Here is a 19,491-nt window from a genome sequence, read left to right as displayed (position 1 = left end):
GAATATCTTTATTATAGATTATAACACATTATAACACAAAAAAATAAAATCTTTGTTAAATTTCTTTCTTAACAAGGATTTTATATCGTTCGTGATATAATAAGGCAAAAGATGAAGGGAGTGGTTAAATTGTTCAAAGCAAAAAAAGCAATATTTCAAATCGGTTTCCTTGTTGCCGGAGTGGTTATGCTGTGCTATGGAGCAATGCGTGGTGAGGCAGACACCGTGCTTAGCAAAGCAATAAGATTATGCTTGGAGTGTATTGGAATTGGATAAAAGGAAAAAGAATCTTTCAAAGCTTGTAAGCCGTTTTCGTACTTTTATTCAGGCAGGTGCAACGCTTTTGACAAATATTCATTTACCTAATTTTTTTAAAGGCGGAATATATCAGGGCAATGGCAAGGCTGTGTGCGTACCGGGGCTAAATTGCTACTCTTGTCCTGCTGCGTCAGGTGCGTGTCCAATCGGCTCGTTTCAAGCTGTTGTAGGCTCATCAAAATTTAATTTTTCCTATTATGTAACAGGATTTTTAATTTTGCTTGGCGTGTTGCTTGGTCGATTTATTTGTGGCTTTTTGTGTCCTTTTGGTTGGCTTCAAGATTTGCTTAATAAAATACCGTGTAAAAAGCTTTCAACAAAAAAACTAAAGCCTTTAACATATTTAAAATATATCATCTTGCTGGTGACGGTTATATTGCTACCTGTACTTGTGGTTAATGATGTTGGAATGGGCGACCCGTTCTTTTGTAAATATATATGCCCACAGGGTGTGCTTGAGGGTGCAATTCCATTGTCTGCTATTGATGAGGGTATACGCTCGGCTTTAGGAAATAAATTTATTCAAAAGCTTATTATTTTGATTATTGTAGTTGTGCTGAGTGTGGTTTTCTATCGTCCGTTTTGCAAGTGGATTTGTCCACTCGGTGCTTTTTATGCATTGATGAACAAGGTGTCGTTGCTTGGAATAAAGGTTGATAAGCATAAATGCGTGTCTTGTGGCAAATGTGCAAGAGCGTGTAAAATGGATGTTGATGTAGTAAAAACACCAAACAGCACTGAGTGTATTCGTTGTGGTAAGTGTATAACTGCTTGTCCTACTGATGCAATAAGCTTTCGCTACGGATTTGGTATGCCTGATAAAAATCTTTGCAACACTGTAAAAGAAAATAATAAAACAGATATTAAAACAAATAACAACAAAGATATAACAACGGAGGAATAAAATTATGAAAAAATCAAAAATATTAACTATACTTATGGTTTTAGTGCTTATGTTTAGCCTTGTTGCTTGTTCAACAACTAAAAATAACGACAAATCTCAGTCAAATAATACTGCTGATATTTCAAATTTAATGGAAAGTGAACCAAGCAATTTAGATGACGCAACTGCACTTTATCAAAAGCTTATGCAAAAAGAAAATGAAATTTTTTCAAGTAATTCACAGCTTTGGGAAAAAGTGTTTATGTCAGCAAATAAGGACACTCCTATGATTGAAGACGGAACAAATTATGGCGACTTTTTGCTCAATACTATTGAAAACGGTAAAGATAAGTTTACTGCAGATGAGTTGAAAATTCTTAAAGACGGTGCAAATCAAATTAAAGAAATTGAGGGTAAACTCACAATTTTAGAACAAAAATATCCGGGCTGTGGCAGTAAGCCGAGCGAGGGTGACAGTATTGACGCTGAAAGTGCAGGTATGGTAAGTGACAATAGCGAACTTACTAAGTTTCCAAGCTTTAAGGGTAAGGACCTTGACGGAAATGATGTTAACAGTGATGACATCTTCTCATCTAACAATGTAACTGTTATTAACTTTTGGTTTACTACTTGTAATCCTTGTGTAGGTGAACTTGGCGATTTGGAAAAGCTTAATAAAGAACTTGCAGAAAAAGGTGGTACCGTTATAGGTATTAACTCATTTACTCTTGACGGTGACAAGAGTGCTATATCTGAGGCTAAGGATGTTTTGACTAAAAAGGGTATTACCTACAAAAATATTTGGTTTGATTCAAACAGTGAGGCCGGCAAATTTGCTTCAGGTCTTTATTCATATCCAACAACATATGTAGTTGATAAAAACGGAAATATTGTAGGTCAACCAATTGTTGGTGCAATAACTTCATCATCACAAGCACAGCAACTTAATAAACTTATTGATGAAGCAATTGAAAACAGTAAAAAATAAAGATTTTAAATATCTCTCTAAATCTTATTAAAACCATATAAAGAAATAAATCCCAAGGCACATTTAATCGTGTGTTTTGGGGTTTATTCGTTTATATTGGTTCATCACGATTTTTTGCTGCAAAAAGCCCTTGATCCAGTTTGCTGCTCGGTATGTTATCCGTGTTCCGGGATATTTGAAAGGTATTTCTTCTGTAAATGTTTCGTGGCAACAGTTGCATTGATATCTATGGATAAAGAAGTTCCATATGTGTGTAGTACCTCTCTGTATTGGAATATCTTTTAGTTTGACTTGTCCGTTTTCATAAATATATACACTGCCTCCGCAATAAGGGCACCGGACTGTCTGCGTTGACCTTACGCTCTGCAGAAACAGTACGCTTTTATCTTTATCAGGGCTGATTCCTATATGTGTTCCTTTAAATCCTTGACTTTCAAATTAAACTTTGATATCATCTAAATAGAGCATAGGTTTCTCTCCTCCATTGTTTGTCTCTTCAACTACAATTTTGGAGCTTCCTATGCTCTTTTTCAATATTTATTTTTGATTATCCCACATTTTCCCGTGATTAGGGAAAATATTAAACTTTTTTGTTTTATGTTGCTTGACATATACTAAACATATATGATATACTGATTGCACATTACATAAGTAAGGAGTGCAATTTTATGGCAATCGGAGAGAGAATAAGATTCTTTCGTAATCTTTGCGGAATGACACAGAAATATTTAGGACAGGTGGTCGGATTTCCTGAAAAGACCGCTGACATTCGTATGGCACAATATGAATCCGGCTCAAGAACTCCAAAAACAGATTTAACGAATAAACTTGCAGAGGTTTTCGATATATCTCCGCAGGCTCTTTCTGTTCCCGACATTGAAAGCTATATAGGGTTAATGCACACCTTGTTTACATTAGAGGACAGATACGGATTGACAATATTAAAGACTGAAAACGGTGTTTCAATGTATGCAGACCCTCGCAAGGGGACGGACGCTGCCGAGCTTTCGGAAATGCTTAATGCGTGGGCTGAACAATCGGAGAAATATCATAATGGCGACATTAACCGTGACGAATATGACAAGTGGCGCTACAATTATCCGAAGTATGATGAAACTTCCGGTTTTGTAAAAGTACCGTCACAGAATTTCAGCGATGCTATGGTTGAGTCTTTCAAAGACAGACTGAAAGATATGTGAGGTAAGATAATGGATTGGAAAAGAAACTTTTTAGAATCTTCTTTATTGCGCCGGTCAACAAATAAGAACAACCCAAATGAGGTGCAAGCAAAATGCGTTGATTTGGCATATAAGGACATGATGACAGCTGGACGCTACTATAGTGCCTTATTTTTGCATACGCGAGAGAAAATATGTCGTGATACAAATGAAGCAATAAAACAATGTGATTATGTCTTTTCAAGAGACTTGATACAAAAGACCTCATTACTATTTTGCAAAGATATAAAAGATATAATTGGAAGCGGAAACAAATATGTAACAGGGTATGGTCTTGCCCAGAAGTTAATAAATATGACATTCAAATATCTATATGTTTTTAGTGATTTGATATTTGTAGACAAAGCTATTCCTGATTTTTCATCGTGTGATTGCCCTCTTGACAGTATTATTATTAAAAAAGCGCATATTAAGGATTGCGTTTGGAGCAAGCTTACTGAGCAACAATATCTGGAATGTCAAGCAAAAATAACAGAACTACTAAATGCAAATTCTTTAGATTTAGAGTTATCAAAGCTTGGCAATCTAGCTTATGACTTTATTAATTGGTAATCGGCAATAATACACGATAAAACAAAAAGAGCTAACTGACTTCTCAAAAAGTCAGTTAGCTCTTTACTTTTACAATAATTCAAATTATGTTGCCATTTTGTTTCCACAGAGGGCTTTCAAACGGCGAAAAGCCTTTATTTACGGGCTTTTTCACGGGTGCGAAATTACTCCCACTCCACGGTTCCGGGGGGTTTGGAGGTTATATCGTAAACAACTCTGTTTACATGGTCTACTTCATTTATGATACGGCTTGAAACTCTGCCGAGGATATCATATGGGATTTTTGCCCAATCGGCTGTCATAAAGTCGTCGGTTGTTACGGCTCTGATTGCCACAAGTTCATCATAGGTACGGGAATCACCCATTACACCTACTGTCTTTACACCCGGAAGGACTGCAAAGAACTGGCTCATCTGTGAGGCATATCCGCACTTATCCATTTCTTCTCTTAGGATTGCATCTGCCTCCTGCAAAATTTTTACCTTATCAGCTGTAACTTCGCCGATTACTCGAACACCGAGTCCGGGACCTGGGAACGGCTGACGCCATACAAGTTCATGAGGAAGTCCGAGCTTTTCGCCAACTACTCGTACTTCATCTTTAAAAAGATCCTGCAAAGGTTCAATAATTCCCTCAAAAGTAATATCCTGCGGTACTTCTACCTGATTGTGGTGAGTTTTAATCTTTGCTGCATCACCTTTACCGCTTTCAATTCTGTCAGGATAAATAGTGCCTTGAGCAAAGTAACCACTTCCGTAGTTCTCACGAATTTTATTCCAAAACACATTATAAAACTCTGTGCCAATTATCTTTCTCTTTGCTTCCGGCTCTGATACGCCCTTAAGTTTTGAGAGAAATTCCTCTTGGCAATTAATACGAACAAAATTCATATCAAAAAGTTTTGTAAATGTCTGCTCAACAAAGTCGCCTTCGTCTTTACGCATAAGTCCCTGGTCAACGAAAACACAGGTAAGCTGCTTACCGACTGCTTTACTTAAAAGAGCGGCAGCAACAGAAGAATCAACACCGCCTGAAAGTCCGAGGACTACTCCCTTGTCGCCGATTTGCTCTTTAAGTTTTGCAACTGTTGAATCGATAAAACTATCCATCTGCCATTCACCTTTACAACCGCAAACATCATAAAGGAATGAACGGAGCATATCTTTACCGTTTTCTGTGTGATTAACTTCCGGATGGAACTGTACACCGTAAAGTTTTCTTTCAGGGCAACTCATAGCAGCAACAGGACAAACCGCTGTCGTGGCAGTTACGGTAAATCCGTCCGGTACTGTGCTTATATAGTCACGGTGACTCATCCAAGAAACGCCGTGTTCACAAGCATTTGTAAAGATAACATCGTCTTTATTATAGTTGGTCATCGTCTTGCCGTACTCACAAGATGAATTATCTGTAGCAGGAGTTACTACACCGCCAAGGGTATATGCCATAAGCTGACAACCATAGCAAATACCGAGAATAGGAATATTAAGCTCGAAAATTTCTTTTGAAATATGCGGTGAGCTTTCATCGTACACGCTATTCGGACCACCTGTAAAAATAATACCGGTGGGATTTAATTCTTTAATTTTATCAAGGCTGACTGTGTACGGCAGTATTTCGCAATATACATTACACTCACGAACACGCCTTGCAATAAGCTGATTATACTGTCCGCCAAAGTCGAGGACAATTACTCTTTCTTTGTTTTCCATTACATTACCGGCCTTTGTTTATCTGTAAATAATATCATCTCTTGATGGACCGTTAGATACAATCTTAATCGGCACACCAATCTGCTCTTCTGCAAATTCAATGTAGTCACGACATTCCTTAGGAAGTTTGTCATACTCTTTAATGCCGGAAATTGAACATTTCCATCCCTTTAATTTTTTAAGAATAGGCTTACATCTCTTAAGTTTTGTTGTTGATGGGAAGTAATCGATAACTTCGCCGTCAAGCTCATAACCAACACATACAGGAATCTCGTCAAGATAGCCGAGAACATCAAGAACGGTGAATGCAACCTGTGTTGCGCCCTGTACTTTACAGCCGTAACGGGTAGCAACAAGGTCAAGCCAACCCATTCTGCGAGGTCTGCCTGTTGTAGCACCGAATTCGCCGCCGTCGCCGCCTCTTCTTCTAAGCTCGTCTGCCTCTTCACCAAAGATTTCAGAAACAAATTCACCTGCACCTACTGCGCTTGAATAAGCCTTAACAACAGTGATAACTTCTTTAATTTCATAAGGCGGAATACCCGCACCTACTGCGCCGTAACCTGCAATTGTGTTTGAAGATGTAACCATAGGATAAATACCGAAGTCGGTATCCTTAAGTGAGCCAAGCTGACCCTCTAAAAGAATATTCTTACCATCTTTAAGTGCATTATGAATAAACTCAAAAGTATCTCCTACATAAGGAGCAAGAGCCTCTTTGTACTCCATAAGTTTATCAAATACTTCTTCCTCTGTAATCTCAGGCTTATTGTAGAGATTCTTAAGAATAGCATTTTTAATGCCGAGTGCGTGTTTGATTTTTTCTCTTAATGAATCAGGGTCATCGTAAAGCTCGTTAATCTGGAAACCAATTTTTGAGTATTTATCTGAATAGAATGGAGCAATACCGCTCTTTGTTGAGCCAAAGGAATTTTTGCCGAGGCGCTCCTCCTCGTAACAGTCAAAAGCAACATGATAAGGCATAACTATCTGCGCTCTGTCTGAAATAATAATCTTTGGCTTCGGCACGCCTCTGCTCTCAAGGTCTGCGATTTCTTTTACGAAATTTTCAACGCTGAAAGCTACGCCGTTACCAATAATATTAGTAATATTCTGATGAAATACACCAGACGGAAGCTGATGCAAAGCAAATTTGCCATATTCGTTTACGATAGTATGACCTGCATTTGCACCGCCCTGAAAGCGAATTACAATGTCACTGTCATTTGCGAGAACATCGGTAATTTTGCCCTTACCTTCATCTCCCCAGTTTGCACCTACTATTGCTTTAACCATAATTTGTAAAACTCCTTAAATATATAAATACAAGTGTATATAAATTTTATACATTGATTTCAGGCTTATCTGATTCAATGTCAGCATACTTGTCAAGAACAGGCTGAACCAGCTCTGCGAGGAAGTCCTCTGTCTGCTCTTTTGCTCTGCCTGTATATTTCTCCGGCTGTAAAATCTTTTCGAGATCCTCTAAAGTTACACCGAAAGCCTCATCGTTAGCAATTCTTTCGAGAAGGTCGTTTTCGCCGCCCTCTTCTTTGATAACCTTAGATGCAGCCATTGAATGAACACGAATTTTCTCATGGAGCTGCTGTCTGTCAGCACCTCTGTACTTAACTGCGTCCATCATAATATTCTCTGTAGCCATAAACGGAAGTTCTTTTCTTAAACGCTGCTCAATAACCTTTGGATATACTACAAGACCGTCTGCAACATTTGCATAAAGTGAAAGAATACCGTCAACGGCAAGGAATGCCTCCGGAATACTCAAACGCTTGTTAGCAGAGTCATCGAGAGTTCTTTCAAACCACTGTGTCGCAGTTGTGAAATAACCGTTTAATACATCACACATTACATAACGGGAAAGTGAACCTATACGCTCCGAACGCATTGGGTTGCGCTTATAGGCCATTGCAGATGAACCGATCTGATTCTTTTCAAACGGTTCTTCAACCTCTTTAAGATGCTGTAAAAGGCGAATATCATTTGAGAACTTAGACGCACTCTGAGCAATGCCTGCGAGTACATTTAAAAACTGAGAATCGAGCTTTCTTGAGTAGGTCTGACCTGAAACGGCAAAGCAAGAATTATAGCCCATTTTCTGAGCAATTTTCTTGTCGAGTGCCTTACATTTTTCGTGGTCGCCCTCGAAAAGCTCCAAAAAGCTTGCCTGAGTACCTGTTGTACCCTTTGAACCGAGCAGCTTAGCCTTTGAAAGCTGATACTCTACATCTTCAAGATCCATAAGCAATTCCTGTAACCAAAGAGTTGCTCTCTTGCCTACTGTTGTTGGCTGTGCAGGCTGAAAATGTGTGAATGCAAGTGTAGGAAGAGCTTTGTACTCATCTGCAAACTTTGAAAGATTGCGGATTACGGTAATAAGCTTATTTCTGATAAGCTTTAAGCCCTCTGTCATAATGATAATATCTGTATTGTCACCGACATAACATGATGTTGCTCCAAGGTGAATAATGCCTTTTGCATTAGGGCACTGTACACCGTAAGCATAAACATGTGACATTACATCATGACGAACAAGCTTTTCTCTCTCCTGAGCAACCTCATAGTTAATATCGTCAGCGTGAGCCTTAAGCTCGTCAATCTGCTCCTGAGTGATAGGAAGTCCAAGTTCCATTTCAGCCTCAGCAAGAGCAATCCAAAGTTTTCTCCAGGTACGGAATTTCATATCGGGAGAAAAAATATATTTCATTTCCTTGCTTGCATATCTTGCAGACAAGGGTGACTCATAGGTATCCTTAATCATATTAGTAAATCCTTTCAGAATGTAGGTTTATCAGCATTTTTTATCAAAATTCATACCGCCACGCTCTTTGCCCTTAAAGGCCTTTTTTGTGGTTTCAGCAGGATAATTACCGCTGAAACAAGCATCACAAAAGCCTATCGGAGCATTGTGCAACATTTCACGCAGGCTGTCTGCGGGAAGATAACCGAGTGAATCCGCACCGCTTAGCTGACGGATTTCTTCAACCGTATGGTTGCAGGCAATAAGCTCTCCCCTTGACGGAATATCCGTACCGTAGTAGCAAGGCCACATAAACGGCGGTGAACTTATACGCATATGAACTTCTTTGGCACCTGCTTCACGGAGCATAGTGACAATTCTGTCAACAGTAGTACCACGCACGATGCTGTCATCAATAATGACCACACGCTTACCCTTTATTTTATCTGCAATAGGGTTAAGTTTTATGCGCACACTCTTCATACGCTCTTTCTGACTGGGTTTAATGAAAGTTCTGCCTATATAGCTGTTTTTTACAATAGCTTTTTCATAAGGAATCCCGGATTCTTCGCTGTAGCCTATGGCGGCGTCAATACCCGATTCAGGTACGCCGACTACCATATCCGCCTCTACCGGAAACTCCCTTGCCAAAATTCTGCCTGCCTGTTTTCTTGCCTCATAGACGCTGATACCGTCAATAAAGGAGTCCGAGCGAGCAAAATAAATATATTCAAAAACACAAAGTGACTGCTTCTTTTCTTCTCCGAAATCCGGTTTAATACTGCGGATTTCTTTATTGTCAACAACCACAATTTCACCGGGTTCAATATCTCGGATAAATTTTGCTCCGCATGCGTCAAGAGCTGCGCTCTCACTTGCAAATACCACGGAATCATTATACTTACCCATACAAAGCGGACGGAAACCGTGCGGGTCACGGGCGGCAATAAGTTTTCTCGGACTCATAACAAGCAGAGAATATGCACCCTTAATAACCCTCATAGTACGGGCAACCGCCTCTTCAACAGAATGACATTTCAGTCTTTCTCTTGCGATAACATAACAGATAGCTTCAGAGTCGATAGTGGTCTGAAAAATAGCACCTGTCTGTTCAAGCTGACTGCGAATTTCGAGGGCGTTGGTAAGGTTGCCGTTGTGAGCCACAGCAAGCGTACCCTTGACATAACGCATAACGAGAGGTTGTGAATTTTCAAGCACAGAGCCACCGGCAGTCGAATAACGGACATGAGCAATACCCATCTGACCTTGCAAAGAGTCAAGAATACGGTTATTAAAAACCTCGGTAACAAGTCCCATATCCTTATGATAATCTATTACACCGTCATCGGTAACGGCAATACCACAGCTTTCCTGACCACGATGCTGCAAAGCAAGCAAGCCGTTGTAGCAAGCATAGGCAGGGTTAATTGTGCCGTCACTAAATATTCCGAAAACACCGCATTCCTCGTGCAGTCCTTCTTTTGCGTAATTATCGAAAGAATTTTTCAAAAAGCGCCACCATCCGTAAAAATATCAAACTAATGCCCGAAAACGGGATTTGTAAATGTATATTTAAACAGATTATTAAGCCAAGCCGATACGCTTCATCATCTCGGCATAAGCCTCTTCAACACCGCCCATATCTCTGCGGAAACGGTCCTTGTCGAGTTTTTCCTGAGTATCCATATCCCAGAAACGGCATGTATCAGGTGAAATCTCATCAGCAAGAAGAATCTGACCCTTATATCTGCCGAACTCAATCTTAAAGTCGATAAGGTCAACCTTACACTCCTTAAAGAAGTCAATCATAATCTCGTTAATCTTGAGAGCATACTTTGAAATAATATCAATCTCTTCTTTTGTTGCAAAACCGGCTGCAAGAATATGATATTCATTTACCATAGGATCGCCGAGTGCATCATCCTTATAGCAGAACTCAAGAACAGGAGTTTTCATAGGTGTGCCTTCAGGAAGACCAAGTCTTTTTGAAAGGCTGCCTGCTGCCTTATTTCTTACAATAACTTCGAGAGGTACAATTTCAACTTTTTTAAGAACAGTATCTCTGTCATTGAGCTCTTCAACGAAATCAGTAGGAATACCCTTTTCCTCAAGAAGCTTAAACATAAAGTTGCTCATACGGTTGTTTACAACACCCTTACCGATGATTGTGCCCTTTTTCTCACCGTTAAAAGCAGTAGCGTCATCTTTGTAAGAAACTATACAGTAGTCAGGATTCTCTGTAGAAAATACTTTTTTTGCTTTACCTTCATAAAGAAGCTCTTTTTTATCCATTTGACATTCCTCCATAAATTGCAGCCTTGACTGCTAATAAAAATACAGATATATTATAATATAATTTTTTTAAATAAGCAACTAAAATGATATTAAAAATTAAAAAAATGTAGAATTTCCTGTTTTTATGCTATTTTATATTCGATATTAGAATATTTATTAAATTTTAAAAAGATTTAAAATATATACTTGATTTTTTATAATATATACTGTATAATTAATTTGTATTTGCCGGTGTGATGGAATTGGCAGACGTAGCGGACTCAAAATCCGCCGGTAGCGATACCGTACCGGTTCAAGTCCGGTCACCGGCACCATGAAAAGGTCTATTGTCGTAAGACGATAGACCTTTTTACTAAAGCAAAAATACCAAAACAAAATGTTTGACTTACGAACGGAAATTTTAAATGCAAATTCATAAACCCCTTGATTTATCGCAAAATAAATCAAGGGGTGATTTTATGTGTCACAGAACGAACGGCAGCAATAATATAAAGCCTTTGCCCACTGTAAACGGTGAAAATAAAAAGACTGCTACCGATAATCAATGGGTAACTACAGGGCGCAAGCCGCTTGATGACAAACGAGAAAGACAAGACGGACCGGGCGGAAATTAAAATTATTTTCTTTATGTAAAGTCGAAAACCGACATCAGCTTAAGAGCCGATGCCGGTTTTTGTTATAAAGCCTTTGCCCTTGATAGAGCCGGCTGTAGTTACTATAATAAAAGCTCTTTTATCCACACTTTTTACGGTGTTTGTAATTTTATATACCTGATGCGGTCTGACAGCACACATAATAACTCTTTTCGGCTTGCCGCTGTATGCGCCCTCACCGTTAAGCAAAGTTATTCCTCTGTCATTTTCAGTCATAATCATACTGCAAATTTCTGCGTATTTATCAGTAATAATAAACATAAGTTTACCGTTATCTCTCGCAACACCGTATGAAATGGTGTCAATAACTTTAATACTGAAAAATATTGTAACCACAGCATACAAAACACTTTCAATACTGTTATATACAAAGAATACCATAATAAGCACAAGTGCATCTGCTGCAAAAATAAGATTTCCTGTTGAAAAATACGGGAAATGTTTGTGCAAATTCAGAGCAACAATATCCGTGCCGCCTGTCGAACCGCCACGCATAAATATCATTTCAAGTCCGACACCGTTAAGTATTCCGCCAAATATCGCAACCAAAATTCTGTCGCCCGTATAGGCAGTCATAATCGGCGTAAATACATCTATAAGTATTGAAGCGAATACCGTGCCTGCTATTGTTTTTGTAAGAAATGAAATGCCGTTTTCAACAGCGCCCCATATAAACAAAGGAATGTTCATAACTAACACCATAGTACCTATAGGCAAACCGAACATATGATTAAGCATTGTAGCCACACCTGTAAGTCCGCCCGGTGCAATATCGTTAGGAGCCGTAAAAACCACAACAGAAGTTGCATAAACAGCTGCTCCTGCAAGCATTATTGCATAGTCGGCAACCGCAGTCTTAATATCAAGCTTATTTTTCACAATTACCACTTCCATTTAGCGAAATATGTAAAATAATATCAAACAACTCAGAAATTCTTTCTTTTTCATTTTTTAAATATAAGTATCCGAAAAGGCTCTCAAGTCCCGTAGCACTATGGTAATCTGCCACAGTGCCGTTTTTCGGAGTACATTTAGGGGCGGCATTTCTTCCTCTTTTATATACCGATAATTCTTTTTCTGAAAGATGCGGTATTAAAACTTTGGCATACTCTGCCTGACTTTTGCAATTAACAAAGCCAACCTTTATTTTGTTAAGCTCACCTACAGGACGGTTGCTCTGTCGTACAAGATATGCACGAACAAGCAAATCGTACACACCGTCGCCTACAAACGCAAGCGTAAGCGGAGAAACCTCGTCTGCATAGGTATGCTCAATTATATTCTCATTTTCCATACAAACACCCTGTTAGTCAACAAAATCAAATTCAAGCTCATATATTGAAACCGTGTCGCCCTCGCCGCAGCCTTTTGCTCGAAGTGCGTCAATTACACCGTTATCAATTAGAACTTTTTGGAAATAGTTAAGGCTTTCGTAATCATCAAAATTAATGCCTTTCATAACCTGTAACAGCCAGTCCGCCTCTACAGTATAGATACCGTTGACATTCTTTACGGTAACCGAATGATCTTCAAAATCCTCTGCTGTCACAATCGGAGCAGGTTCTGCCTCATAATGAGTAATCGGAGGAAGTTTTGAGAGCATTTCTCTGATTTTATTTAACATAGGATCAACATCATAACGAATTGCCGCCATAATCGGGAAGAAATCATAACCTTGTGCCTCAACATAAGCCTTGAAATCCGCTATCTGTTCATCAGTTGCCATGTCGCATTTGTTTCCCGCAACAATCATAGGTCTTTCCGCAAGCTCGGGATTAAACTTTTTAAGCTCATTGTTAATGGTTTCAAAATCTTCTTTCGGATCTCTTCCCTCCGAACCTGAAACATCAACAATATGAACGAGCATTCTGCAGCGCTCAATATGGCGTAAAAACTGATGTCCAAGACCTGTTCCCTGCCATGCGCCCTCAATAAGTCCGGGAATATCAGCCATTACAAAAGAAGAACCCTCACCCATTGATACAACACCAAGTACAGGTGTAATGGTTGTGAAATGGTAGTTTGCAATAAGCGGTTTTGCCTGTGAAACTACGGATACAAGTGTACTTTTACCTACATTAGGGAATCCTACAAGTCCGACATCCGCCAAAAGTTTAAGTTCAAGAGTAACATTAAACTCTTCTCCGGGTAAACCGGGTTTTGCAAAACGGGGAACCTGACGAACAGGAGTAGCAAAATGCGGATTACCCCAGCCGCCTTTACCGCCTCTCGCAACAATATACGGCTCTGAAGAAGATACATCGGCTAAAACTCTGCCTGTTTCTTCTTCCTTAACAAGAGTGCCAAGCGGCACACGAATAATAAGGTCTTCGGCATTTTTGCCCTTACAGCGTCCGCCTCGACCGTTTTCGCCTTTTTTTGCAAGGTATTTGCGTTTATATCTGAAATCGGCAAGAGTTGAAAGATTAGTGTCTGCAACAAACACTACATTTCCGCCTCTGCCGCCGTCACCGCCATCGGGGCCGCCTGCCGCAACATATTTTTCTCGGTGAAACGATACCGCACCGTCACCGCCGTCACCGGCTTTTATATAAATTTTCGCTGTATCTACAAACATCTCTGCTAACCTCCAAATGACGAATTTATTTCTAATTCATAATTTATAATGCGTGATTAATTCATTATCAAAATTTGCCGAAAATCACGATTTAAAATTAAGTATTATGAATTGTAAACCCATTTTTATTATACCCTCAAAGTACAATAAAAATCAATACCTAACAAAAAAGGGTGGATAATAAATATCCACCCTAAGATAATGCGCAAATTACTGCTCAACAGGATAAACGCTTGCACGCTTTCTGTCCTTGCCTACACGCTCAAACTTTACAACGCCGTCGATCTTTGCGAATAATGTGTCGTCTGAACCGATACCTACGTTGTTACCTGGATGAATGTGAGTACCTCTCTGCTTAACAAGGATGTTGCCTGCGAGAACCTTCTGTCCGTCTGCACGCTTTACACCAAGACGCTTTGATTCACTGTCACGGCCGTTCTTTGTAGAACCCATACCTTTTTTATGAGCGAAAAGCTGAAGATTTACCTTAATCATTACCTTACACCTCCGAAATAATAACTTTAATATACTTTTTGTACTGCTTTTGTAAAGCAGATAAGTGAAGCCATAAGCCCTCAATTAAATGAGATGCTTCTTTTGCCTCTGCACTGCTAAGGCTTAAATTAATAAAGCCGTCGCTGTCGGTAACCTCTGCATCCGTATGCAGAACCTCGGTGATTGTATTGGCTGTCATAATTGTCGCAGAGCTTACGCCTGCACACACTATATCAGGCCCGCTGGTATTAAAATCAGCATGTCCCGAAATTTTAAAGCCTTTAAAATAATCAGCCGATTTAAAAAATGTTACCGTAATCATTCTCAGATCTCGATTGAAGTAATCTTAACCTGTGTGTAAGGCTGTCTGTGACCCATTGCTCTCTTCTCGCCTTTCTTTGGCTTGTAAGTAGCAACTCTGATTTTCTTGCCTTTACCGTTCTTTAATACCTCTGCAGTAACCTTTGCACCCTCAACAACAGGAGTGCCAACCTTAATGCCGTCGTCTGTGCCAACAGCAATAACATCGAATGTTACTGTATCGTTTGCCTCTGCGTTAAGCTTTTCAACGAAGATAACCTGATCGTTTGTTACCTTGTACTGCTTACCGCCTGTCTGAATAACTGCGTACATTTTAGTACCCACCTTTACATATGTCTCGCTATCTGCAGGTAGAGAATAACTCATTTAACAACCCACAATATGCGGCTTATATAGCATAACACAAATATAATTTATTGTCAACCTTATTTTTACAGGTTATTCTGAATTTTTGCAGCCTTTACAGTGTTTTTCATAAGTGTTGCAATTGTCATAGGACCGACACCGCCCGGAACAGGTGTTATGTATGAACATTTGTCCTTTACATTCTCAAAATCAACATCACCGCAAAGTTTGCCGTTTTCATCTCTGTCCATACCTACATCAATTACCACAGCGCCCTCTTTTACCATATCTGCCGTAACAAACTTCGGTTTGCCTACCGCTGCAACAAGAATATCTGCCCTGCTGCAAACCTCTGCAAGATTCTTTGTGCGGCTGTGGCAAATTGTTACAGTGCCGTTTTCGTGAAGTAAAAGCATTGCCATCGGCTTGCCTACAATGTTGCTTCTGCCGATTACAACACAATTTTTGCCGCTGACTTCAATATTGTAATAATGGAGCATTTCCATTACGCCGGCAGGTGTGCAAGGGAGAAAATCATACTCGCCGAGCATAATTTTGCCTACATTTACAGCATGGAACGCATCAACATCTTTGAGCGGATTTATTGCCTCAATTACTGTCTTATCATCAAGATGCTTTGGCAACGGGAGCTGAACAAGAATACCGTTTATATCTTTTTTCTCATTAAGTTCTTTTACAAGGCTTAAAAGTTCTTCCTGTGTGGTTTCCGCAGGCAAAGCATATTCCTCGGAATGAAATCCTACAAGTTCGCAGGCTTTCTTTTTATTATTTACATAAACTCTCGACGCAGGGTCGTCACCTACGATTACAACGGCAAGTCCCGGTGTAATCGAATATTCTTTCTTTAAAAGCTCGGTTTCATTTTTTACTTCTTGCTTTACCTGAGCCGATACCTTTTTTCCGTCTATAATCTGCATAAAAACTGTCCTTTCTCTTTATGTTTATTAAAAGCATAACTATACCTACAATAAAAATAATTGCCGACAAAAGCTGAGATACTCGCACCGCATTGCCAAAAATTTGGAAGTGCATATATAGGCTGTCTGTTCTGAGTCCCTCTACTATCATTCTTTCAAAGCCGTACCACACAAGATAGCTGAAGAAAATTTGTCCTGCATATCTTTGTCTGTATTTACCATAGAAATGCAAAATCACAAATCCGAGCAGACACCATACCGATTCATAGAAAAAGCACGGGTGAACCGCAACATTGTCTGTACCCTGACTTACCATTCCCCACGGTAAATCGGTAGGTGCGCCGAATGCCTCCTGATTCATAAAATTGCCCCATCTGCCTATTCCCTGTCCGAGCAAAAAGCCCATCATAGTAATATCGAGAATCGGCATAACTTTCATTTTTTGAATTTTTGCAACCGTAAGACCGCCTAAAAGCGCACCGATAATGCCGCCGTAAATTGCAAGACCGCCGTTGTTTATATAGAGAATTTCAATCGGATTTTTGCTGTAATAATCCCATTCAAAAAAGCAATAGTAAAGTCTTGCGCCAATAATACCCGTTATGATTCCCACAAGAATACAATTAATCAGCTTATTGCCGTCAACATTGTATCGTTTGGAACTGACATAGGCATAAAGCACTGCAAGCAGAAGTCCCGACGCAATAATTATACCGTACCAATAAACCGGGTAATTACCAATGGTAAAAGCAACAGGATTTACGGTAAATTCAAGACCAAGTCCCGGAAACGAAACATTATAGTCCATTACTTTTCACCGTCCTGAATTGGCTTTACAACCGACAAAGTACAGTTATTTACATCAAGCATACAATCAAGTCGCTTTGTAACATCTTCTATTGTAGCGTTTGCGATTTCATCAATATAGTCAAACATATTATTGCCTTTGAAATGGTAATCGGCAAGAATATTTGAAATTGTATCTACAGAATTGAGAGATGCAACTGTATCGCCGTAAATTGATTTTTTGGCAATTTCAAACTCTTCCTTATCAATTCCGTTTTCTTTAAGTTTAACAATATAATCCTTAATCATTTCCGCTGCTTTCTGCGGTTCTCTTGACTCACCGCCAAAGATAACCGAACAGTAACCGGGGCCGTCAAACAGTTCATAAGAGAACGAGCTGTTAATAAGGTTTGCATCAAGCAATTTACGATACAATTCACTTGTTTCAGACGCTAAAAGGAATAGCAAAATATCTGTATGAGCCGCCTGTGCGTCTCCTTTTACGCAATCCGCTTTTTCCTTAAATCCGAGATTAAATATAGGCATAGAAACAGAAAATTCCTGTTCTACATACGGCTTAACAATTTCGTAAGGCTCGTTTTCAAATACATTGTGAATAGTATGTTTTTCACTCGGTTTCAAAAGTCTGTCAGCTGTTTTTAAAACCTTGTCGACAGTAACATTGCCCGAAACGCAAAGCACCATATTGTTAAGGTTGTAGAACACATTATACACTTCGTATAATTTTTCGGCTGTAATTTCAGCAATACTTTCAACCGTACCTGCAATATCAATCTTTACAGGGTGATTGTGATACATATTTTCAAGCATATTGAACATTACTCGCCAGTCAGGTGCATCATCATACATTTTGATTTCCTGACCGATAATACCCTGTTCCTTAGCTACGGTCTGCGCAGTAAAATACGGTGACTGAACAAAATCAAGTAAAATTTCAAGACTTTCATCAAATTTTTCTGTACAAGAAAAAAGATAGCAGGTCTTTTCAAAACTTGTATAAGCATTGGCATTTGCACCTGTTTGTGCATAACGAACAAATGCGTCGCCGTCTTCGCTTTCAAAAAGTTTATGCTCAAGATAATGCGCTATACCGTCAGGTACGGTAATTGTTTCGCCGTCATCTACAGAAAACTTTGTATTAATACTGCCGTAGCGTGTACCGAAAATAGCATAAGCCGAATTGTATCCCTCTTTTGGATATACATAAATTGTAAGTCCAGACGGATGATTTATTTTATAATATTTTTCTGCAACTCTTTCAGATTTTATTTCTTTAATATCCATTTAACACACTTCCTTTCGCAGTTTATTTATTTTTAAGAACATATACAGTATCAAGTGTGAGCTTTTTGGCTGCATCTACAATTTCTTCCTTTGTAACTGCATTATATTTTGCCGCAAGTTCTTCAATGCTGTTAAAACCGTCATTTATAAACTGTGAAGAATACCAGTTGTCTATACCGGCTGTGGTATCGTTGGATGTACGGAATCCGTTTACTATTGCACGCTTTGTAGCCTCAATTTCAAAGTCGGTGATATTGCCGTTTTTCATATCTTCAACTTCTTTGAGAATTGCTTTCTCGGTTTTTTCAATATTTTCATTGAGTACGCCGCTGTCAACAATCATAAGACCGTTAATAAAATTGTAGCTTGCCGCACAGTAGTAGCAAAGGCTCTGCTTTTCTCTTACATTGTTAAAAAGTTTTGAGTTGGCGGTACCTCCGAGAACAGCGCACATAAGTCTGCCTGCAATCCACTCTTTTTCGGTATCTGTACAGCCGACACCTGAACGGAAACCGAGTACAAGTTTTGACTGTGAAACATCCATTTCTTCAACAACACGCTGTACTTCGTCCGCACTCTTGACATAACTCATATCAACCTTGCAAGGTGTTCTGTCAATCTTGCTGTATGCGTCTGTAAATACTTTTTCCGCTTTGTCGGCACCGCTGTCACCGATATAGAAAATTTCCACAACAGAGTCTTTTAATAATTTTTTCCACGCATCCACAAGGCTTTCGGGAGTAATCTTTTTGATTTCTTCAACACTGCCGTAACGCTTGATTCCGCAGGTTTCGTTTTTAAGCATATTTGAAAGCATTGTGCTTATCGCATAGCCACGCTTATCGTTAAACTCTGCGTCAATAGCGTCAAGCAACTGTCTGCGTTCCTGCTCAAAATCATTATCATTAAATTTACCGTCGGTAATGTTAGGATTAAAGATAACCTCACACAAAAGCTTTGAAATTTCCGCTGAAATGATTTCATCGGTAAACACATATCTGTCGTCAATACCAACCGCTGTAAAAGTTAGCACCTGATAAGCGCCTGTCTTTTTTACGCTTGATACAATATCTGTTCCGTAAAGAGCGCTGAGCTTTTTGCTGAATTGAGTAAAATCAGGGTAAGCCTTGCATGAGCGTGTAAGCAATCCACGCAAAAGAGCATTGTGTGCCGCATCCTCAACATTTAAAGGTACATACAGATTAATGCTCATTCTGATTGTTTTAAATCTATTTACCTTGATGTTGTTAAAAGCAACACCGTCGGCAATAATTTTTCTTTCAATAGAATTCATCATATCATCTCCGAATCTATAATTTAGTTTTC

21 protein-coding genes and 1 tRNA gene are annotated in these 19,491 nt (G+C 39.2%); 7 read left to right on the top strand and 15 right to left on the bottom strand.

Translation table 11 applies throughout. The features are described 5' to 3' along the window. Positions 1-111: 111 nt before the first annotated feature. The 5 genes from KGF34_RS01175 to KGF34_RS01155 all read left to right on the top strand — a co-directional run bounded on the left by KGF34_RS01175 (position 112) and on the right by KGF34_RS01155 (position 3,979). Positions 112-276 (top strand): CD1871A family CXXC motif-containing protein, encoded by a 165-nt coding sequence (locus KGF34_RS01175; protein ID WP_252559566.1) that lies wholly within the window; start codon positions 112-114, stop codon positions 274-276. Next, positions 269-1,222 carry a 4Fe-4S binding protein gene (locus KGF34_RS01170; RefSeq protein ID WP_252559565.1) on the top strand — a complete coding sequence of 318 codons (954 nt, stop codon included), beginning with the start codon at positions 269-271 and terminating at the stop codon, positions 1,220-1,222. Before KGF34_RS01175 ends, KGF34_RS01170 begins: the two co-directional genes overlap by 8 nt. 4 nt (positions 1,223-1,226) lie before the next feature. Continuing rightward, positions 1,227-2,189, top strand: a complete 963-nt coding sequence (locus tag KGF34_RS01165; protein WP_252559564.1) for a TlpA disulfide reductase family protein — start codon at positions 1,227-1,229, stop codon at positions 2,187-2,189. A 668-nt stretch (positions 2,190-2,857) separates the two neighbouring features. After that, a complete protein-coding gene (locus tag KGF34_RS01160) occupies positions 2,858-3,388 on the top strand; it encodes a helix-turn-helix transcriptional regulator (RefSeq protein ID WP_252559563.1) in 531 nt (176 codons plus the stop codon). Between the two features lie 9 nt (positions 3,389-3,397). Continuing rightward, positions 3,398-3,979 (top strand): hypothetical protein, encoded by a 582-nt coding sequence (locus KGF34_RS01155; RefSeq protein ID WP_252559562.1) that lies wholly within the window; start codon positions 3,398-3,400, stop codon positions 3,977-3,979. A gap of 164 nt (positions 3,980-4,143) precedes the next feature. Here KGF34_RS01155 and guaA read toward each other — a convergent pair whose 3' ends face one another. The 5 genes from guaA to purC form a co-directional block, all read right to left on the bottom strand. Continuing rightward, entirely contained in the window at positions 4,144-5,691 is a 1,548-nt protein-coding gene (guaA, locus tag KGF34_RS01150) for a glutamine-hydrolyzing GMP synthase (RefSeq protein WP_252559561.1), read from the bottom strand. A gap of 18 nt (positions 5,692-5,709) precedes the next feature. Next, entirely contained in the window at positions 5,710-6,987 is a 1,278-nt protein-coding gene (locus KGF34_RS01145) for an adenylosuccinate synthase (RefSeq protein ID WP_252559560.1), read from the bottom strand. Between the two features lie 46 nt (positions 6,988-7,033). Continuing rightward, positions 7,034-8,470, bottom strand: a complete 1,437-nt coding sequence (gene purB, locus KGF34_RS01140) for an adenylosuccinate lyase (protein ID WP_252559559.1) — start codon at positions 8,468-8,470, stop codon at positions 7,034-7,036. Positions 8,471-8,500: 30 nt separating this feature from the next. Continuing rightward, positions 8,501-9,958, bottom strand: a complete 1,458-nt coding sequence (gene purF, locus KGF34_RS01135; RefSeq protein WP_252559558.1) for an amidophosphoribosyltransferase — start codon at positions 9,956-9,958, stop codon at positions 8,501-8,503. A gap of 75 nt (positions 9,959-10,033) precedes the next feature. After that, positions 10,034-10,741 carry a phosphoribosylaminoimidazolesuccinocarboxamide synthase gene (gene purC / locus KGF34_RS01130; RefSeq protein ID WP_252559557.1) on the bottom strand — a complete coding sequence of 236 codons (708 nt, stop codon included), beginning with the start codon at positions 10,739-10,741 and terminating at the stop codon, positions 10,034-10,036. Between the two features lie 230 nt (positions 10,742-10,971). Here purC and KGF34_RS01125 point away from each other — a divergent pair. Beyond that, positions 10,972-11,058, top strand: a tRNA-Leu gene (locus KGF34_RS01125). A 144-nt stretch (positions 11,059-11,202) separates the two neighbouring features. Continuing rightward, a complete protein-coding gene (locus KGF34_RS01120; RefSeq protein WP_252559556.1) occupies positions 11,203-11,358 on the top strand; it encodes a hypothetical protein in 156 nt (51 codons plus the stop codon). Positions 11,359-11,397: 39 nt separating this feature from the next. Here the strand turns inward: KGF34_RS01120 and KGF34_RS01115 are convergent, their stop codons facing one another. From KGF34_RS01115 to KGF34_RS01070, 10 genes are all read right to left on the bottom strand, one after another. Then, on the bottom strand, positions 11,398-12,276 hold the full coding sequence (locus tag KGF34_RS01115) for a YitT family protein (protein WP_249376447.1): 879 nt from the start codon (positions 12,274-12,276) through the stop codon (positions 11,398-11,400). Beyond that, entirely contained in the window at positions 12,266-12,691 is a 426-nt protein-coding gene (locus KGF34_RS01110) for a ribonuclease III domain-containing protein (protein WP_022234727.1), read from the bottom strand. The genes KGF34_RS01115 and KGF34_RS01110 overlap by 11 nt, the downstream gene beginning before the upstream one ends. A gap of 12 nt (positions 12,692-12,703) precedes the next feature. After that, positions 12,704-13,975: a GTPase ObgE gene (obgE, locus tag KGF34_RS01105; protein ID WP_252559555.1), complete on the bottom strand. Its 1,272-nt coding sequence runs from the start codon at positions 13,973-13,975 to the stop codon at positions 12,704-12,706. Positions 13,976-14,185: 210 nt separating this feature from the next. Then, entirely contained in the window at positions 14,186-14,470 is a 285-nt protein-coding gene (rpmA, locus tag KGF34_RS01100) for a 50S ribosomal protein L27 (protein ID WP_022234725.1), read from the bottom strand. 4 nt (positions 14,471-14,474) lie between these two features. Beyond that, entirely contained in the window at positions 14,475-14,792 is a 318-nt protein-coding gene (locus KGF34_RS01095; RefSeq protein WP_252559554.1) for a ribosomal-processing cysteine protease Prp, read from the bottom strand. Between the two features lie 2 nt (positions 14,793-14,794). After that, entirely contained in the window at positions 14,795-15,103 is a 309-nt protein-coding gene (gene rplU, locus KGF34_RS01090; RefSeq protein ID WP_186936322.1) for a 50S ribosomal protein L21, read from the bottom strand. Positions 15,104-15,222: 119 nt separating this feature from the next. After that, complete coding sequence (gene folD, locus KGF34_RS01085) at positions 15,223-16,074, bottom strand: bifunctional methylenetetrahydrofolate dehydrogenase/methenyltetrahydrofolate cyclohydrolase FolD (RefSeq protein ID WP_252559553.1); 852 nt, start codon at positions 16,072-16,074, stop codon at positions 15,223-15,225. Continuing rightward, positions 16,016-16,882, bottom strand: coding sequence for a prolipoprotein diacylglyceryl transferase (gene lgt, locus KGF34_RS01080; RefSeq protein ID WP_252559552.1), 867 nt, complete (start codon positions 16,880-16,882; stop codon positions 16,016-16,018). The genes folD and lgt overlap by 59 nt, the downstream gene beginning before the upstream one ends. Beyond that, on the bottom strand, positions 16,882-18,165 hold the full coding sequence (locus KGF34_RS01075; protein ID WP_195410770.1) for a pitrilysin family protein: 1,284 nt from the start codon (positions 18,163-18,165) through the stop codon (positions 16,882-16,884). Before KGF34_RS01075 ends, lgt begins: the two co-directional genes overlap by 1 nt. 22 nt (positions 18,166-18,187) lie before the next feature. After that, on the bottom strand, positions 18,188-19,462 hold the full coding sequence (locus KGF34_RS01070) for a pitrilysin family protein (RefSeq protein ID WP_252559551.1): 1,275 nt from the start codon (positions 19,460-19,462) through the stop codon (positions 18,188-18,190). Positions 19,463-19,491 lie beyond the last annotated feature (29 nt).

It is taken from the genome of Ruminococcus sp. FMBCY1, from assembly GCF_023921805.1.
Lineage (GTDB): Bacteria > Bacillota > Clostridia > Oscillospirales > Acutalibacteraceae > Ruminococcoides > Ruminococcoides intestinale_A.
The sequence above is the reverse complement of the archived record's forward strand: the minus strand, read 5'-3'. Positions and strand labels throughout refer to the sequence as shown.

Excerpts from the sequence above, each read along its gene's own strand:
- KGF34_RS01095 (WP_252559554.1), bottom strand. The coding sequence starts at position 14,792 with ATGATTACGGTAACATTTTTTAAATCGGCTGATTATTTTAAAGGCTTT.
- purC (WP_252559557.1), bottom strand. The coding sequence starts at position 10,741 with ATGGATAAAAAAGAGCTTCTTTATGAAGGTAAAGCAAAAAAAGTATTT.
- guaA (WP_252559561.1), bottom strand. The coding sequence starts at position 5,691 with ATGGAAAACAAAGAAAGAGTAATTGTCCTCGACTTTGGCGGACAGTAT.
- KGF34_RS01075 (WP_195410770.1), bottom strand. The coding sequence starts at position 18,165 with ATGGATATTAAAGAAATAAAATCTGAAAGAGTTGCAGAAAAATATTAT.
- KGF34_RS01165 (WP_252559564.1), top strand. The coding sequence starts at position 1,227 with ATGAAAAAATCAAAAATATTAACTATACTTATGGTTTTAGTGCTTATG.
- KGF34_RS01155 (WP_252559562.1), top strand. The coding sequence starts at position 3,398 with ATGGATTGGAAAAGAAACTTTTTAGAATCTTCTTTATTGCGCCGGTCA.
- KGF34_RS01070 (WP_252559551.1), bottom strand. The coding sequence starts at position 19,462 with ATGATGAATTCTATTGAAAGAAAAATTATTGCCGACGGTGTTGCTTTT.
- purB (WP_252559559.1), bottom strand. The coding sequence starts at position 8,470 with ATGATTAAGGATACCTATGAGTCACCCTTGTCTGCAAGATATGCAAGC.
- rpmA (WP_022234725.1), bottom strand. The coding sequence starts at position 14,470 with ATGATTAAGGTAAATCTTCAGCTTTTCGCTCATAAAAAAGGTATGGGT.
- KGF34_RS01160 (WP_252559563.1), top strand. The coding sequence starts at position 2,858 with ATGGCAATCGGAGAGAGAATAAGATTCTTTCGTAATCTTTGCGGAATG.
- obgE (WP_252559555.1), bottom strand. The coding sequence starts at position 13,975 with ATGTTTGTAGATACAGCGAAAATTTATATAAAAGCCGGTGACGGCGGT.
- KGF34_RS01120 (WP_252559556.1), top strand. The coding sequence starts at position 11,203 with ATGTGTCACAGAACGAACGGCAGCAATAATATAAAGCCTTTGCCCACT.
- KGF34_RS01145 (WP_252559560.1), bottom strand. The coding sequence starts at position 6,987 with ATGGTTAAAGCAATAGTAGGTGCAAACTGGGGAGATGAAGGTAAGGGC.
- KGF34_RS01175 (WP_252559566.1), top strand. The coding sequence starts at position 112 with ATGAAGGGAGTGGTTAAATTGTTCAAAGCAAAAAAAGCAATATTTCAA.
- rplU (WP_186936322.1), bottom strand. The coding sequence starts at position 15,103 with ATGTACGCAGTTATTCAGACAGGCGGTAAGCAGTACAAGGTAACAAAC.
- KGF34_RS01110 (WP_022234727.1), bottom strand. The coding sequence starts at position 12,691 with ATGGAAAATGAGAATATAATTGAGCATACCTATGCAGACGAGGTTTCT.
- folD (WP_252559553.1), bottom strand. The coding sequence starts at position 16,074 with ATGCAGATTATAGACGGAAAAAAGGTATCGGCTCAGGTAAAGCAAGAA.
- lgt (WP_252559552.1), bottom strand. The coding sequence starts at position 16,882 with ATGGACTATAATGTTTCGTTTCCGGGACTTGGTCTTGAATTTACCGTA.